Below are 16,977 nucleotides of genomic sequence, written 5' to 3'. Positions count from 1 at the left end.
ACTCACATTCGCTCACAAGCCTGAAAAACTCACAGGCAAAATGGTATGCTAGAAACAAGCTATGACAAGGAGTTTTGACTTATGCCAACCGTATTGATCACTGGTGCCAATCGCGGCCTGGGCCTTGAGTTCACAAAGCAATATGCAGAGGCCGGATGGCAGGTACTGGCATGTTGCCGCAAACCGGAATCTTCAGAAGAACTCTTGCAACTTGCCATGCAGTTCAAGGAGCACATCAGTGTACATCAACTGGATGTGGGTGATTTCCATCAGGTGGATCATCTGGCGGCATCCTTGGCAGACAAGCCAATTGATGTTCTGCTGAATAACGCGGGTATCTATCCTGATAGCCCGAACCAAGTATTCAGCGAAGCTGATTATGCCGCGTGGATAGAGGCATTTCGTATTAATAGCGTAGCACCATTCAAGGTGGCACAGGCTTTTACGCCACACCTGCAGCAAGGCACTCTCAAGAAGCTGGTCAACATGACCAGCAAAATGGGTAGCATTGCCGACAACACCAGCGGTGGCAGCTACATCTACCGCTCTAGTAAGACGGCACTGAACATGATCAGCAAGAGCCTATCTATCGAATTAGCAAAAGATGGCATTACCACGCTTTTATTGCATCCTGGCTGGGTATTAACTGATATGGGTGGCCCGAATGCGCTGATCAACACCGAGCAAAGTATCAGCGGGTTACGAAAAGTCATTGATCAGGCCTCACTTGCCGATGCAGGCAAGTTTTATGCATATGATGGACAAGAAATCCCCTGGTAGTAACAGTCCACATGAGGTGCCGCGCCCGCTTATTTACAAAGGGCGTGGCGCGATCAGCAACCATAGCGGTCGCTTCGAGCAGTTTCAGCATGCGGATGCTGATGACGGCTGGGACAATCTAGAACAAGAGTTGGCACCAATAACCACTGAGGTGCTAATCGACAACACACGTAGCATCATCAACTGGAATAACTCGCCTGATGTTCCCTTTGATCGCTCGATCAACCCTTATAGAGGCTGCGAGCATGGGTGCATCTATTGCTTTGCCCGCCCCAGCCATACCTATCTTGGCTTATCAGCTGGGCTAGATTTTGAGAGCAGGATTTTAATCAAGCCTGATGCAGCCAAGCTACTACGCAAGGAATTGAGCAAAAAGAATTATCACTGCGCGCCCATCGCCATGGGGACGAATACAGACCCATACCAACCACTGGAAAAACAGCAGCAAATCACACGGCAAGTGCTGCAAGTCTTGGCAGAATGTAAACACCCGGTGAGCATAGTCACCAAATCAGCTATGATAGAGCGTGATATCGATATCCTGGCTGAGATGGCAAGCGCAGGTCTGGCGCAGGTTTTTATTTCTGTCACAACCTTGAGCAACAAGCTCAGCCGCTCCCTTGAACCCAGAGCAGCTGCACCGCAACGCCGATTGGAAACCATCAGGCGATTACATGAGGCAGGTATTCCCACCGGGCTTATGACAGCGCCCATTATTCCCGTGCTGACTGATCCCGAGCTTGAGCAAATATTAATAGCCGCCCATGAGGCTGGTGCAACCAGTGCAGGTTATGTGTTATTGCGGCTACCCTTAGAGGTTGCGCCTTTATTCGAGGAGTGGCTGGTGCACCACTATCCGCTCAAGGCCAGTCATGTCATGAGCATCGTTCGCCAAAGCCGTGATGGTAAAAACAATCAAGCGAACTTTCACGAACGCATGCGTGGTAGCGGATTATTCGCAGATATGATCAGGCAACGTTTTAGCCTCACCAGCAAGAAACTTGGCTTTAACAAGCGTCACCTGGAAATGAACACTGCGTTATTTCAAGTACCTGGCAGGCCAGAGCAGCTGGGGCTGTTTTAATCCGGCAGCTCTACCCACCCCTCTTCTCTTGATTGAATAACGTGATAGCAACTAAATTACCAATCAATCCCAGTAAACTTCTTGATGTCACGGCGCTGACGCTTGGTCGGGCGGCCCATACCACGCTCGCGCTGGCCATGCTCATGCTCGCGTGTCACGGCTAGATTTTCCCGTTTGCTGATACTCTCGGGTGTTTCCTCATACAATAGCACCGCTTCTGGCGCACCACGGCGTTGAATGCTCAAGCCGCGCACCACCACTTCTACTTCCAGCTCTTTACGGCGAATATGAATCACCTGCCCAAGGCGAACTTCCTTGGCTGGCTTAGCACGGTCGCCATCCACATGTACTTTGCCGCTATCTACCGCATCAGTTGCCAGGCTGCGAGTCTTGAAGAAACGGGCAGCCCATAACCATTTGTCCAGGCGACACTTGTTATCCTGCTCACTCATGCCTCTTTCCTCTAGGCTGCTGGTTACGCTGGTAGATATCCTGATACACCTGTAAACCTTGCTGTGCATGGCCAAGCACCGTGCCCTCAGGGTAAGCACCATCAATATCCGCCGCGCCCGCTGGCAAGCCTGTCAGTAGTGCGATGCCATCCAGCACATGCTCCATGGCGTAGATATGGAACATGCCATTCGCCACGGCATTGACAATATCTTGGTGTAATAGCACATGCCGCAGGTTGCTCGTAGGCAACAACACGCCCTGCTCTCCATTCAAGCCCAGTTTTTCGCACAAGCGGAAATGGCCTTCAATTTTTTCATTGATGCCACCAATCGGCAGCACATCACCATGCTGGTTCAATGCGCCAGTCACCGCAATGCCTTGTGACAATGGCAAGCCTGATAGGCTGGAAAGCAATGCATATAACTCTGCACAAGAAGCAGAATCGCCCTCTACTCCGTGATACTCCTGCTCAAATACCAACGAGGCATTGAGGGAGAGCGGGGCTTGCTGGGTAAACATGGCTGCCAGCCAGTGTTGCAAAATAAACATGCCTTTGTCGTGCTGCGGCCCGGTGAGCTTAACCTCGCGGTCTATATTGATCACGCCCTGCCGCCCAGGGTGACAACGGGCGGAAATCTGTACCGGCGAACCAAACTCGGCATCTCCCATATCAATATGCGTCAGGCCATTAATGCGGCCAACTGCCTGCCCCGTCACGGCAATCTTGATCTCGCCATCGAGAATAGAGTCACGAATCTGCTCCTCGGCATAACTGTGCCGATGCCGCGTTGCCGCAAGGGCCAGCTCAACTTCTGCCACGTCAACGAGCTGATCATCCACAACCAAAGCAGCCGCCTCCTGCACCAAGGGCAACCACGCCCCCAATGCGAGATTGACCCGTGCTTGGTCCTCTTCCCACTCGTGCAAGACTTGCAGCAAGCGTGATACGGCAGCGGCTGTAAAGTGAGGTAAGCCAGATGCAGCACAATAGCATGCAAGATAGATAGCCAGCTGGCGATATAGCGCGGGTGTCGCCTTGGCATTGTCGGCAAACTCCACCTTGGTACGGAAATGCTCCAAAAAGGCTGGATGTTCTTCGTGCAAATGATAGTAATCGTCGCGACTGGCGATCAGGATCAACTTAAAGTCTAGTGGCAAGGCAGCCGGAGTTAAGGTGCTCAACGCAGCATTACCTGAGGCACTTCCACTATCCTCAATCTGCAACTTGCGGTTGCGCAAGACACGCCCCAGCTTTTCCAGTAATGGATTTGCTCCAGATTGCTGGTCGGCGAGAATATCTTCCAGATGCAAGATCAGCGCACCACCATTAGCTCGCAGCAGATTACCTGCCTTGAGCCGCATGAAATCAGGGATGTGATCAGCTGAAGCTTCTACGCCACCAAATAAGGATGCATGGCTAGGGTCATCGTCATACACGACAGGTGCCCCGCCAATGGCATCATGGCTCAATAGCAGGTTGGCACGACAACGCCCGAGAAAAGCCTCAAGCATGTCATCTGCTTCATTATTCGTGGCAAACAGGTCAGCATTATCCAGCACCTCTTGTACCAGCTGTGCTGACCAGCGCTCAAACACAGCGTGATCAATCAAGTGTGGCAACATCTGCTCGCGAATGGTTGCCAGTTCTTGCTCCAGGAAAGACTTCAGTTTTGCTGCAGGGGAGTTGTCACCATGCAAAATCTCTGGCTGCCGCTCCGGAGACCGCTTGAACTGCAACAATGCCGGAATAGCACGCAATTGCCTACGCACAAATTGCTCTAACAACTGGCGCAACTCAGCGCCTTTACCTGCCTGCAAACGCAACAATAGCGGCTTTTCTGGCAGCAGGAAATTCTGCAGATAGACCAGATCAGGCGGCACAGGCTGCTGCTTCAGCATTTGTCCGACCATACTCTTGAGCAATGAGGTACGCCCGGAAGCAGGCTCGCCAATGACCAACATGTGATAGCCAGGTTGCTGCATGCGCAGGCCGAAACTAGCGGCGGACAATGCACGCTCCTGCCCAATCCAGGTCAGGTGATCGCTATCAATCTCGGCTAATAATTCAGCTGTGCTTGCAAAGCCCAGGCTGGTTGAATCAATGGATATATTGAGTTGTGGCGCTGTGAGCTTGCTTAACATTCAGATGGGAAAATATGAAATTGAGGTTGTAGAGTATTTATTGCCAGCGTTCGCGTGCAGCATGGTCACTCGCACGTTCATCCAGCCACTTGGCTCCTTCTGGCGTGACTTCCTTCTTCCAGAATGGCGCTTCGGTTTTGAGGTAATCCATGATGAATTCACACGCTGCAAAAGCGTCGCCTCTATGCGCACTGACGACTATCACCAGCACGATTTGTGCCTGTGGTGGCAAGGTGCCAATACGATGGATCACGAGCGCATCGAATATATGCCAGCGTTGCTTGGCTTGCTCAACAATTGCAGCCAGGGATTTTTCGGTCATCCCTGGATAATGCTCCAGCGTCAGGCTCGCGATGGATTGGCCGTCATTCAGGTCGCGCACTTGCCCAGTGAAGGAAACTACGGCACCTGCCTGAGGGTATTGCAAGCGTAGCCGGGTAGTTTCTACCCCAACGTCAAAATCTTCTTGCTGTACGCGTACCATCATCTAGCCCCCTGTCACAGGTGGGAAAAATGCCACCTCATCACCAGGCTTGATGAGCATAGTGTCTGGCACCAACTCTTGGTTAACAGCAGCACGCAGGCTGGTATTGCCCGCAAATTGCTCCTGCCAGGCACCGCCGCGTGTGGCCAACTTCTGCTTCAGTGCAGCAACTGTACCAGGCTCTTGCCAGTCCAGGCTTTCGCCATCACTACCCAACGCCTCACGTAGCCTGGCAAAGTACAGCAACTGGATCATGCGCCAGTTACATCCTGATCGGTCACAGGGCCGCGCTTACCGTTGATGGCATCCATCATCAGCATCAATAATTTTTGCTTGTGCTCTTCGTTGTCCATCAAGCTGGAACTGAAGGTAATGCCAAATTTGCTGGCATATTGCTGGATCAGCATGATCAAGCCCTGTTCATCACTCATGTTACTACTCCTCTAAATCGTTATCCGGTAACGCCAGGCCCACCTGCGCTTCGCCTTCGAGCTCTACGCGCTCAATCTGCGCAAAGCGGCGCGAGATTTTCTGGCTCGTGGTGTGCACATCCTGCACATCCTCATGGGCTTGGCGAATATGGTCGGCAAGTTTCTTCATACGCACATCGAAGCGCGAAAACTCCTTGGAAAGCTTACCCAGCTCATCCTTGATGATATGCACCTGCTTGCGGGTTTCCACATCCTTGAGCACAGCGCGCGCAGTATTGAGCACCGCCATCAGCGTGGTGGGCGACACCACCCATACCCGGCGGCTCATCGCATAATCAACCAGGTCAGGATGATAAGCATGAATCTCGGCAAACACGGCCTCCGCAGGGATGAACATCACAGCACCGTCTGAGGTCACATTCGGGATGATGTACTTGCTGGCAATATCATCCACATGTTTTTTTACATCCGCCTTGAACTGACGCTGCGCAGTCACACGCTCGGCATCAGTGATGTCACGATCCAGCATGCGGTGATAATTTTCCAGCGGGAACTTGGAGTCAACCGCGACCGTACCGGTAGGCTCAGGCAGGAACAACGCGCAATCTACCCGCGTACCGTTGCCCAGCGTATGCTGCATGGCATAGGAAGTGACGGGCAACACGTTGCGCACCAAGGCTTCTAGTTGCACTTCGCCAAAAGCACCGCGTGAGCGCTTGTCACCCAGTAGCTCTTGCAGGCTCACTACATTGGTCGTCAAGCCATCAATCTTCTTCTGTGCCTCGTCAATAGTAGCCAGACGTTCCATGACGCGCACAAAGGTATCGTTGGTTTTCTTGAAACCTTCATCCAGGCGCTCTGACACCTTGCCGCCAATTTGCTCCAGGCGACCATCTACCGTCTTGGTCAATGCCTCAATACTGTTGGTAAGCTGGGTAGTAGCCTTGAGCATCGTGTCCTGGATCAAGGCCTGCTCTGCCTTGCCCTGCTCTGCTAATGTCACATGCAGACGTTCCAGCATGGTCTCGCGCGTGTGTGCCAGGCTTTCCGTCTGGCTCAACTCCAGCACCTTCATGGCATCACGTGTTTGTTGCAACTCTTGCGCTACTGCAGCACGCAAGCGCTCGGCTTGTTCATTTGAGGATTGATTCAGGCGATCGCCCAATTTGTTGAGGCCATCATTGAGGTCGCGCAGCATTTCGCGGTGCTTTGCCTCGAGCTGCTGCAGTAATTGTTGGTCAGCATTAGCGCTATTCGACTGACGATAGGCAAGCCAGAGCAGAATAATCAGTGAGACTAGCGCGGCGATGAGAAGCAATGTATCTATCATAGGAATGGAATTATAGCGCATCCCTCGCCAGCCAGCCCGCCATGCATCCGGCAGTTAGACGAAAACCCACTGAGAAAAATGGTCACCCCGGGCTAGGTCAGGGAAAGCAAGGAGAATCCCGGGGCAACCAGCAAACTGGCTAGACCACCAAACGCAATGACCAGGCCGCTATCTCGGCAATTTCCGCCACCACCAGGTTGAACGCTGTAAACAGGAGCACTTTCATGCTATTAAAGCTTAGTGCCTTCTGTGTGAATGTTGTCGCTGGCTTGATGTCAAACGCGATACAAATTCGCTCTTCATCAGAGTGAAACGGAATGGTGCGATGAAATAACGAAGAGGGAAACAGCACGATATCCCCCACGGCTGGCTTGATTGTCTTGGCAGGAAAATCATCATGCAACTTGGGGTAGTCATCGCCATGGGTACTGAACTCAATGCAACCATCATGCTGCCCCTGCACTTGCTGCGGCAGCGCCAGATATACACAGCCACTCAGCCAGCCGATCTCATGAATGTGCGAAGTCAAATGCCCACCCTGACGCATACGCACATACCAGGAACTGGCAAACTCTACCTGTTCAGGAAAGTGCCGCATGAGATCACAATCCTGCCCCTTAAACTGTTCCGCGTAGGCAAGCACTTCAGCACGAATCAAATCTGCCAATTCGCGGAATGCATCTTCCTTGCGCTTGAACAGATTGCCTGCGGACTGCATCCCATGATGCAATCGTCCCTGCTTGCGCTCGGCGATCTCGGTCAGGTTGATGTCATTCAGCAATTGCTCCAGCAGCGGGCTATCCGGCTCGGCTAATGTCTTGATGCTCCGATGGAACACATAGTCCATGGGCTGCTTGCAAAAGCGATAGCCATCATCGGTATGAAAATTGGTCGCGTAATGCGTGGACAAGGTCGCCAGGAATGGCGACACATGCTCTTTTACCTCAAGCATAGGTATCAGGCGGCGGCGAAAAATCTCGTACTGCTCGGATTTGTACAGACAGTAGAGAATGCGCTCCTGCCAATCCTCCTGGCGGGCATCCTCAAAATACGGAATAGCCTCGATAAACTTCCCGGCATCATAGAAAAATTGCGCCATATTGAACGAAGCGGCTCGATGGCCTGGCTGCATGCGTAACGCCTGCAGATAGCAAGCCACTGCATTTTCCATATTCCCTTGATCCCGGAACACCTCACCGAGATTATTGTGCGCATCAGGATAATTTGGCTGCATCACAATCGCCTGGCGATAATGCGACACAGCTTGCTCCAAGGCACCGCGGTCGCGCAATGCAGTAGCAAGATTGAAATGCCCCAAGGCATGGTCAGAAATTGCCAGGGATTGACGATAACATGCGATCGCATCATCCAGATGCCCCTGCTGTTGCAAGGCGGTACCCATGGCACCATAAGCTTCAAAAAAACCTGGCTCGATCACCACAGCTTGTCGGTAATGCTTGATGGCATCTTCCAGCAACTGCTTTTTTTGTAGTAGTGTCGCCAGGTTGAAATGCGCAACCGCCAGGCCAGGGCTGATCGCAATCGCTCGCTGATAAGCAGTCATCGCCTCATCATCGCGCCCAAGCTGCGACAACACCGACCCCAGGTTAAAATGTATTTCAGAAATAGCAGGGTTAATGGCCAGCGCCCTGCGGTAGCTTTGTACCGCTTCTTCAAACTTACCTTGCCCTTCTAATGCAACACCCAATACGTTGTAAACGACCAACGCGGAGGGATATTGCTTGATCAAGGCACGGGCTTTTGCTTCCGCCGCTTGAAGCTGGCCCGTATTGTATAGGTTGAAAAGCGCGTGCACCTCTCCCTGCCCAGGCTGCCTCGCCGTCTGCACACCTTGCTTCATTGCACATCTCCATAGTCCATTATATGCATTGCAGCTCTAATGGCTGCTCATGCAAAACCGTTCCGCTGAGCGGGGCCGGGCTATATACAATTTTGTATATATATGTGCATTCTGCATGAAGGCATACCCCCATGGCAATAGTTGTTGTTACAATTTTGAAACAATTTTCGAGCGGCTTGCTATCTCAGCACCTGAAAAGAAAAAACCCCGGCAAGCCGGGGTTTTATGAGAGACATCGTTATAAAGCTTTAATCCTTGGCTGCACGCTTGCGCTCATGTTCCAGTAGGTGACGCTTACGGATACGGATGTTCTTAGGTGTGATTTCCACCAATTCATCGTCATCAATAAACTCCACGGCAGATTCCAGAGTCAACTGCACTGGCGGGATCAAACGCACAGCTTCGTCAGTACCGGAAGCACGCACGTTGGTCAGCTGCTTACCCTTGATCGGGTTAACCACCAAGTCATTATCACGGCTATGGATACCAATGATCATGCCTTCATACAGCTTGTCACCTGGTACGGAGAACATGCGACCACGATCTTGCAACTTCCACAGCGCATAAGCCACTGCATCGCCCTGCTCAGAAGAAATCAGTACACCGTTACGGCGACCAGGCATATCAGCCTTGACAGGGGCATACTCATCAAAAATATGCGCCATCAGACCTGTACCGCGGGTCATGGTGAGGAACTCGCTCTGGAAACCAATCAGGCCACGCGCTGGAATCTTGTATTCCAGGCGGGTACGGCCATTACCGTCGGACTCCATGTTCTGCAATTCGCCACGGCGGCGGCCCAGCTCTTCCATCACGGCACCCTGGCAGTCATCTTCCAGGTCAACCGTCAGGATTTCATAAGGCTCACACTTCTGACCGTCAATATCGCGGTAAACCACGCGTGGCTTACCTACAGCAATTTCATAGCCTTCACGACGCATGTTTTCCAGCAAGATGGTCAAGTGCAATTCACCACGGCCAGAGACACGGAAAATATCAGCATCGGCAGTATCTTCAACACGCAGCGCTACGTTGATCAGCAACTCTTTAGTCAAGCGGTCACGGATCTGACGGCTAGTCACGAACTTGCCCTCGGTACCGGCCAGTGGTGAAGTGTTCACCATGAAGTCCATGGTCAGGGTCGGCTCATCCACCGCCAGGATAGGCAGGCCAACTGGACTTTCACGATCAGCAATGGTGACACCAATACCGATTTCCTCAATACCAGAAATAATAACGATATCGCCTGCTTCAGCTTCTTCCACCTGCACACGCTCCAGGCCACGGAAGCCTAGCACCTGGTTGATACGCCCTTGGGCAACTTGCTCATCACCCTTCATGACAGTAACGACTTGACCAGGTTTGATACGACCATTACGAATGCGACCCACGCCTAAGCGACCAGTATAAGTAGAGTAGTCCAGTGCGGAAATCTGCAGTTGCAATCCAGCATTACTATCGCCGTCTGGTGGTTGTACGTGACTCAACACGGTCTCGAACAACGGACGCATATTGTCGGAAGGCTTATTCATATCAAGAGTAGCAAAGCCATTCAACGCAGAGGCATACACTACCGGGAAATCCAGTTGCTCGTCTGTTGCACCCAAGTTGGCAAATAGATCAAATGTCTGGTTGATCACCCAATCGGTACGTGCACCCGGACGGTCTACCTTATTAATAACCACAATCGGGCGCAAACCAAGCGCCAGAGCCTTCTTGGTGACGAAGCGAGTTTGTGGCATTGGGCCTTCCACCGCATCAACCAACAGCACAACGCCATCCACCATGCCCAATACGCGCTCAACTTCACCACCGAAGTCGGCGTGGCCTGGTGTATCAACAATATTAATATGCGTGCCTTCGTAATTGACGGCGGTATTCTTGGCCAGGATGGTAATACCGCGTTCCTTTTCAATATCCCCCGAATCCATGACACGTTCTGAAACCTGCTGGTGGGCGGCAAAGGTGCCAGCCTGTTGCAGGAGCTTGTCCACCATGGTGGTCTTGCCATGATCGACGTGAGCGATGATGGCGATATTACGAAGGGCGCGCGACATGTGTAATTACTCTATTGGCGAAAAAGTGCGCGATTTTAACACAGAGTTGATTAAATCCGCGTGAAAACCTTTGACAAATTAAGGACAAGCTATATACTGCCGGACTGATTCGATTCAGACGAATTGATGATTCATCGCCCTAGCCTCTCGAAGCCTGTGCAATTTTACGGCTCTCTTGTATTTGTTACCGGTTAGTGGCTATGCCCGTGCGCCGGTAAGAATGCTAAAAAATTTTAGTCATTGCGCCTAATACTGATACTGCCCACCAGGCAGGGTCACTATGGCTGCTTGCGCCCTTTTGGGCCTTGAACTCAAGGCCTTGTCAGTTTTCCTTGAAAGGGAATTTTGTGTCTTTTGAAAGCTTGAACCTACATCCATCCATCCTGCGTGCATTGACCGAGGCTGGCTACAACTCTCCTACCCCTATCCAAGCCCAGGCAATTCCTGAAGTGCTGGAAGGTCACGACCTGATGGCCTCTGCCCAGACCGGCACTGGCAAAACCGCAGCATTTACCCTGCCAGCACTGAACCTCCTGGCAACACCACACCCAGCCAAGAGCCGTGGCCCACGCATCCTGGTACTGACACCAACACGTGAACTGGCTGCCCAGGTGAATGAAGCCGCCCGTAAATATGGCAAGTTCCTGCGCGCCCGCACTGTCAGCATCGTCGGCGGTATGCCATACCCACTGCAAAACAAGCTGCTGTCACAACCGATTGATATCCTGGTCGCTACTCCTGGCCGCCTGCTGGACCACATGGAACGTGGCCGTATCGACATGTCCCGCCTGCAGATGCTGATTCTTGACGAAGCTGACCGCATGCTGGATATGGGCTTCATGCCCGACATCGAGCGCATCTCCTCTGCCTTGCCTGGCGAGCGCCAGACATTGATGTTCTCTGCTACTTTCGAAGGCCAGATCGCTAACATCGCCAAGACTCTACTTAAGAATCCTAAGGTGATCCAGATTGCTGCGGTCAAGGAAAAGCATGCCAACATCGAGCAGAAGCTGCTGTTCGTTGATGACATGGCACATAAAAACAAATTGCTGGAGCATTTGTTGATTGCACCTGAAGTCAACCAGGCTATCGTATTTACTTCGACCAAGCGTCACGCTGACCTGCTGGCAGAAGACCTTTACGCTGCTGGTCACAAGTCTGCTGCACTTCACGGCGACATGACACAGGGCGCACGTAACCGCACCCTGACCAAGCTGCGTCACGGTGATGTACGCGTACTGGTGGCCACTGATGTTGCCGCGCGAGGTATTGACGTTCACGGCATTACCCACGTCATCAACTACGACCTGCCGAAGTTTGCTGAAGACTATGTACACCGCATTGGCCGTACTGGCCGCGCCGGCAACACTGGCACCGCTTTGTCTTTCGCATCTCACATGGATAGGCACCAGTTGCGCAAGATCGAGCAATACACCGGTCAGCGCCTGGAGATTTCCGTGGTTGAAGGCTTGGAGCCTAAGCGCCCAGCGCCGCGCATGGACCGTAACGACAAGCCACGCAGTGGCCGCCCAGGTCAACGCCCAGGTGGCAATGGCGGCGGTTACAAGTCACGTGGACAAGGCTTTGGCAATCGCGAAGGCCAACGTGACGGCAATCGCTCGGAAGGCCGTACCTTTGGTGACCGCGCTGCCAGTGGCCGCAACGATGCTAACCGTGCGCCAGCCAAGCGTCATGACGGTGATCGTCCGGCACGCCGCCCACGTAGCTTTGCCTAATCGTATCGTTAATTTGTGACCACTCAACCTGAAGACAACGTGAATACAGACACTATCAGCTTTGCATCACTCAACCTCGCGCCTGAATTATTGAAGGCGCTGGATGAGTCAGGCTACACCACCCCAACCCCTATCCAGGCCCAGGCAATTCCTGTGGTGCTTGAAGGTGGTGACCTGATGGCAGGAGCGCAAACCGGCACCGGCAAAACCGCCGCTTTCACCCTGCCCCTGTTACAAAAACTGCTGCCACTTGCCAGTACCAGCGCTTCGCCCGCGAGGCACCCGGTACGCGCACTGATCCTGGCTCCCACGCGGGAGCTGGCGATCCAGGTGGAAGAAAGTGTAAAAGCCTATGCCAAACATACGCCTTTGCGTTCGCTCGTTGTCTTCGGTGGAGTAGATATCAAGACCCAGACTCCATCCCTCATGAAAGGGGTGGAGATTCTGGTAGCAACACCAGGCCGCCTACTTGACCACGTTGAGCAGCGTACCGTGCAACTGAGCCAGGTGCAGATGCTGGTGCTGGATGAGGCCGACCGCATGCTGGATATGGGCTTTATGCCCGATCTAAAGCGCATTCTTGCCCTGTTGCCGAAGAAGCGCCAGAACCTGATGTTCTCTGCCACTTTTTCACCGGAAATCAAGAAGCTCTCTGAAGACTTCCTGAGCAAACCCACATTGATCGAAGTTGCACGCAGCAATGCGACTTCTGAAAACGTCACACAAAAAATCCTGTTGGTCGAGACCGAGCACAAACAGCATGTGCTGGCAGATTTGCTGCGCAAGGAAGCCACACAGGTCATTGTTTTTACCAAGACCAAACTATCTGCCAGCCGCCTGGCACGCCATCTGGAGCGTGAAGGCATTGCCGCCGGCGCGATTCATGGCGACAAGAGCCAGCTTGAGCGCATCCAGGCGCTGGATGCCTTCAAGCAAAACAAGATCACGGCATTGGTTGCCACTGATGTTGCCGCGCGTGGCCTGGATATTGATCAGCTACCCATGGTGATCAATTACGAACTGCCTAGCGCTGCCGAGGATTATGTCCACCGCATTGGCCGTACTGGCCGCGCAGGTGCATCCGGGATTGCCATCTCTCTGGTGGCGAGCGAAGAAGAAAAATTCCTCAAGGAAATCGAAAAGCTCATCAAGCGCGAACTCCCCAAGGAACAAGCCAGTGTTCCCCAGTCTTCACGTCATAGCCATGATGGCCAGCGCGATCGACATGACAGTCAACGTTCAAGAGCGCCTAGCGCCCCTACTCACGCTAGCCCGCGTCCGCGCATGGCTCCGCGAAACAAGGAAGATGAGTGGTTCTTCAAACCTTACGAGCCATCTATAGATGCCCCAGCTCCCAAGCCCATGCATTCCAGGGAAAAATCAAAGAAAGAAATCCCAGCATTGCTTGGCGGCTTGAATCGCAAGTAATAAAAAAGGCGCTCACAGCGCCTTTTTTATTACGCACACCTTCTCTACTTTACCCTTCGCGATTGCGCATAAAGTCAGCAACACCATGCAGCGCAGCACCCATCTTTTCAATTATTGTGTCTTCAACCCCAGTATCGTGCATCGCCTTGATCATGCAATACATCCACTGGTCACGGGCCGATTCATCAATCGGGAATGGCATGTGCCGCATGCGTAAACGCGGATGCCCATATTGCTCAATATAAAGTTGCGGGCCACCAGTCCAGCCAGTGAGAAACATAAACAGCTTTTCGCGGGCAGAAGTTAGATCAGGCGCGTGCATGGCACGAATACCTGCAGCGCGAGGATCGCTATCCATGATGTCGTAGAAGCGCTCAACGATGGCACGTACCTGCTCGACACCACCCAACATCTCAAACAGGGTTGCCTTGCTGCTCCCTGGCTCACCTATCTTGTCCAGCATGTCTACTGCCCGTCTCTTGTCTTGACCAAACCAGCAGCCTGGCGAGCACGCTCTCTTGCTTGTTCAACATTTTCGGCAGTGGCAAGTGCCACCCCCATACGGCGTCGCTCAAACGACTCGGGTTTGCCAAACAGGCGAATATCCGACTCCGGCACGGCAAGCGCCTGCTCGACACCATCAAACACCAACTGCTCACTATCTAGCCCGCCATAGATCACCGCGCTGGCGCCAGGACGACTAAGGGTGACATTCACCGGCAACCCCAAGATAGCGCGTGCATGCAAATCAAACTCGCTGAAACGCTGGCTAGCCATCGTCACCATGCCAGTATCATGCGGGCGCGGGCTGACTTCCGAGAACCAGACCTGGTCACCCTTGATGAATAACTCAACGCCAAACAGGCCAAGCCCTCCCAGACTCTCCGTCACTGCATGGGCAATCTCTTGGGCACGTTGCAAGGCCAGCGCTGTCATGGGCTGCGGTTGCCAGCTTTCGATATAGTCACCTTTTTCCTGCAAATGGCCAATAGGCTCGCAAAAACTGGTTTCCATCTCACCCTTGGCATTCAGGGCGCGCAGGGTTAATAAGGTGATTTCATAATCAAAATCAATCTGGCCTTCCACAATCACTTTGCCCTGATTCACACGACCAGCGGTTGCTGCATACTCCCAGGCTGCAGCAATTTGCTCCGGGCCGGTCAAGCGCGATTGCCCTTTGCCGGATGACGACATCGTGGGCTTGATGAAACAGGGATAACCAATACCGCCTTCAATGGCGTCACGCAATGCCTGTTCACTATCAGCAAAGGCATAAGGCGAAGTAGGCAATTTGAGCTCTTCCGCAGCCAGTCGGCGTATGCCTTCGCGATTCATGGTGAGCTGCACGGCTTTCACCGTAGGAATCACTCGCGTATGCCCAGCAGCTTCGACTTCTGCCAACAATTGCGTATTCAAGGCCTCAATCTCAGGCACGATCAGATGTGGGTTTTCCTTGTCGATGACAGCACGCAAGGCCACCGGGTCAGTCATATCAATTGCATAAGCACGATGTGCCACCTGATGGCCGGGAGCATTCTGGTAACGATCCACCGCAATCACCTCGACGCCCAGTCTTTGCAAGGCAATGATCACTTCCTTGCCCAACTCTCCACTGCCTAGCAACATGACACGTGTGGCAACAGGACTGAGGGGGGTACCGATTTTCATGAACTCTCCAGAATTGAATGCGAGGAATTGCCCGGAATGATACCACGAGCACCTTGCCACCGTTGAGGCCCAGCGCTATTGGAGATACTACAGGAGCTTATAATTTAAGGCCGTGGCGCTCCATGCGGTAACGCATCGCCATGCGCGTGATGCCTAATTGGCGGGCAGCCTCAGAAACATTGTTGTTGGACTGACGCAGTGCATTCTCGATAAGCACTTTTTCGGCAGATTCCAGAGTGACACCCGGCTCTGGTGTCACCATGGGCGGTGCGGCTTGTAAGCTGCCTGGCAAAGCCAGGTCATGAGACATGATCTGGCTTTCGCGGCTGAGCAGTACCGCACGACTCACCTGGTGCTTGAGTTCGCGCACATTCCCGGGCCATTGATAATCGCGGATCATATGACTGGCTTCGATGGAAAAAGGCCTAGGTTGCAAGCCGTAGCGACGCTCTGTCTGGGTTGCAAAGTGCTTGGCCAGCAACAAGATATCGTCGCCACGCTCCCGCAATGGCGGCATATGCATGGTCAACACATTCAGGCGATAAAACAGATCAGAGCGAAAGCGCCCTTCTAGCACCATTTGATGCAGATCACGATTGGTAGCTGCCACAAAACGTGCCTGGACAGGATGCTCTTTGGTAGAGCCCAAGCGTCGCACCCTGCGCCTTTCCAGCACATTCAGCAGCTTGGCTTGCAAGGGCAAAGGCAATTCGCCTATTTCATCTAGGAACAAGGTGCCATCCTCGGCAGCCTCGATTAGACCGTAACGTGAAGCCTGCGCACTGGTAAACGCGCCTTTTTCATGGCCAAACAACTCACTCTCGATCAACTCTGCTGGCAAGGAGGCACAATCCACATGGACAAAAGGTCGATCACTATTCGCGCAAGAGAGGTGCAGCAAACGTGCCGCCACGTCCTTACCCGTTCCTGTTTCGCCTTGAATCAGCACGGTAGGAGGAATAGCGTCAGAGAGTGAGACCAATTGCGCAAAACGCTCAATCTGAGCCCGCACACTGCTCACCGCAGGACTATCACCAAGCAGTTCAACTCCTTCGCTAGCATGCATATTGCGCTGCCGGGAGTAATCAAGATGATGTTTCAGCTGCGTGGCGGTTTGTGCTTTTTCAACCGCCAGCAATAATTCTTCTAAATCGACTGGTTTTTTAAGGTAGTCCGTAGCGCCCAATTTCATGGCATAGACGGCATCTGTCACCTCACCATAAGCGGTCATGGAAATAACAGCTATCCCTTTGCTGACCAGCTCAGGCAGTAAATCCAGACCATTGCCATCAGGTAGGCGCATATCCAGCAATACCAGATCTGGCGCCATCTGACGTACAAGTTCACGGCCATCCTCAAGCGTTGCAGCATGCTCACAGTCATACCCTGCCTGCTGCAAGCGCTTGGCGACGGCACGTGCAAAAATCACTTCATCCTCAACCAGCAGGACACGCACCTTGGGGCTTACCCGCCCTGGCTTAAACTTCTGCTCTTGTCCTGGTGCTTGCGCCTGCATCGTGAGG

General features: G+C 52.9%; 15 protein-coding genes. 4 read left to right on the top strand and 11 right to left on the bottom strand.

The window, feature by feature from the left end:
* Positions 1–81: 81 nt before the first annotated feature.
* Both ACIKP9_RS02205 and ACIKP9_RS02200 read left to right on the top strand, forming a co-directional pair.
* On the top strand, positions 82–780 hold the full coding sequence (locus ACIKP9_RS02205) for an SDR family oxidoreductase (RefSeq protein WP_400878717.1): 699 nt from the start codon (positions 82–84) through the stop codon (positions 778–780).
* Positions 755–1,864 (top strand): PA0069 family radical SAM protein, encoded by a 1,110-nt coding sequence (locus ACIKP9_RS02200; RefSeq protein WP_400878714.1) that lies wholly within the window; start codon positions 755–757, stop codon positions 1,862–1,864. Before ACIKP9_RS02205 ends, ACIKP9_RS02200 begins: the two co-directional genes overlap by 26 nt.
* A 56-nt stretch (positions 1,865–1,920) precedes the next feature.
* Here ACIKP9_RS02200 and ACIKP9_RS02195 read toward each other — a convergent pair whose 3' ends face one another.
* From ACIKP9_RS02195 to typA, 8 genes are all read right to left on the bottom strand, one after another.
* The gene (locus ACIKP9_RS02195; RefSeq protein WP_400878712.1) at positions 1,921–2,316 is read right to left on the bottom strand and encodes an RNA-binding S4 domain-containing protein; all 396 of its coding nucleotides are present in this window, start codon (positions 2,314–2,316) and stop codon (positions 1,921–1,923) included.
* Entirely contained in the window at positions 2,309–4,459 is a 2,151-nt protein-coding gene (locus tag ACIKP9_RS02190) for a Lon protease family protein (protein ID WP_400878709.1), read from the bottom strand. Before ACIKP9_RS02190 ends, ACIKP9_RS02195 begins: the two co-directional genes overlap by 8 nt.
* A 37-nt stretch (positions 4,460–4,496) precedes the next feature.
* Complete coding sequence (gene moaE / locus ACIKP9_RS02185; RefSeq protein WP_400878706.1) at positions 4,497–4,946, bottom strand: molybdopterin synthase catalytic subunit MoaE; 450 nt, start codon at positions 4,944–4,946, stop codon at positions 4,497–4,499.
* Positions 4,947–5,198 carry a molybdopterin converting factor subunit 1 gene (gene moaD / locus ACIKP9_RS02180; RefSeq protein WP_400878703.1) on the bottom strand — a complete coding sequence of 84 codons (252 nt, stop codon included), beginning with the start codon at positions 5,196–5,198 and terminating at the stop codon, positions 4,947–4,949.
* Positions 5,195–5,374, bottom strand: coding sequence for a hypothetical protein (locus ACIKP9_RS02175; protein ID WP_230347029.1), 180 nt, complete (start codon positions 5,372–5,374; stop codon positions 5,195–5,197). Before ACIKP9_RS02175 ends, moaD begins: the two co-directional genes overlap by 4 nt.
* A gap of 4 nt (positions 5,375–5,378) precedes the next feature.
* The gene (locus tag ACIKP9_RS02170) at positions 5,379–6,704 is read right to left on the bottom strand and encodes a DNA recombination protein RmuC (protein WP_400881828.1); all 1,326 of its coding nucleotides are present in this window, start codon (positions 6,702–6,704) and stop codon (positions 5,379–5,381) included.
* Positions 6,705–6,843: 139 nt separating this feature from the next.
* Entirely contained in the window at positions 6,844–8,565 is a 1,722-nt protein-coding gene (locus ACIKP9_RS02165) for a tetratricopeptide repeat protein (protein ID WP_400878699.1), read from the bottom strand.
* A gap of 248 nt (positions 8,566–8,813) precedes the next feature.
* Entirely contained in the window at positions 8,814–10,622 is a 1,809-nt protein-coding gene (typA, locus tag ACIKP9_RS02160; RefSeq protein ID WP_400878696.1) for a translational GTPase TypA, read from the bottom strand.
* Positions 10,623–10,969: 347 nt separating this feature from the next.
* On the opposite strand from typA, the gene ACIKP9_RS02155 reads away from it, so the two are divergent.
* Both ACIKP9_RS02155 and ACIKP9_RS02150 read left to right on the top strand, forming a co-directional pair.
* Positions 10,970–12,358 carry a DEAD/DEAH box helicase gene (locus tag ACIKP9_RS02155; protein ID WP_400878693.1) on the top strand — a complete coding sequence of 463 codons (1,389 nt, stop codon included), beginning with the start codon at positions 10,970–10,972 and terminating at the stop codon, positions 12,356–12,358.
* Between the two features lie 39 nt (positions 12,359–12,397).
* The gene (locus ACIKP9_RS02150) at positions 12,398–13,786 is read left to right on the top strand and encodes a DEAD/DEAH box helicase (protein WP_400878690.1); all 1,389 of its coding nucleotides are present in this window, start codon (positions 12,398–12,400) and stop codon (positions 13,784–13,786) included.
* 49 nt (positions 13,787–13,835) lie between these two features.
* On the opposite strand, the gene ACIKP9_RS02145 is transcribed toward ACIKP9_RS02150, so the two are convergent.
* The 3 genes from ACIKP9_RS02145 to ACIKP9_RS02135 form a co-directional block, all read right to left on the bottom strand.
* Positions 13,836–14,249 carry a group II truncated hemoglobin gene (locus ACIKP9_RS02145; protein ID WP_400878687.1) on the bottom strand — a complete coding sequence of 138 codons (414 nt, stop codon included), beginning with the start codon at positions 14,247–14,249 and terminating at the stop codon, positions 13,836–13,838.
* Positions 14,250–14,251: 2 nt separating this feature from the next.
* Positions 14,252–15,454, bottom strand: coding sequence for a formate-dependent phosphoribosylglycinamide formyltransferase (gene purT, locus ACIKP9_RS02140; RefSeq protein ID WP_400878685.1), 1,203 nt, complete (start codon positions 15,452–15,454; stop codon positions 14,252–14,254).
* Positions 15,455–15,551: 97 nt separating this feature from the next.
* Entirely contained in the window at positions 15,552–16,970 is a 1,419-nt protein-coding gene (locus ACIKP9_RS02135) for a sigma-54-dependent transcriptional regulator (protein WP_400878682.1), read from the bottom strand.
* Positions 16,971–16,977 lie beyond the last annotated feature (7 nt).

This window comes from Methylobacillus methanolivorans (assembly GCF_044751345.1).
GTDB lineage: Bacteria > Pseudomonadota > Gammaproteobacteria > Burkholderiales > Methylophilaceae > Methylobacillus > Methylobacillus methanolivorans.
The sequence above is the reverse complement of the archived record's forward strand: the minus strand, read 5'-3'. Positions and strand labels throughout refer to the sequence as shown.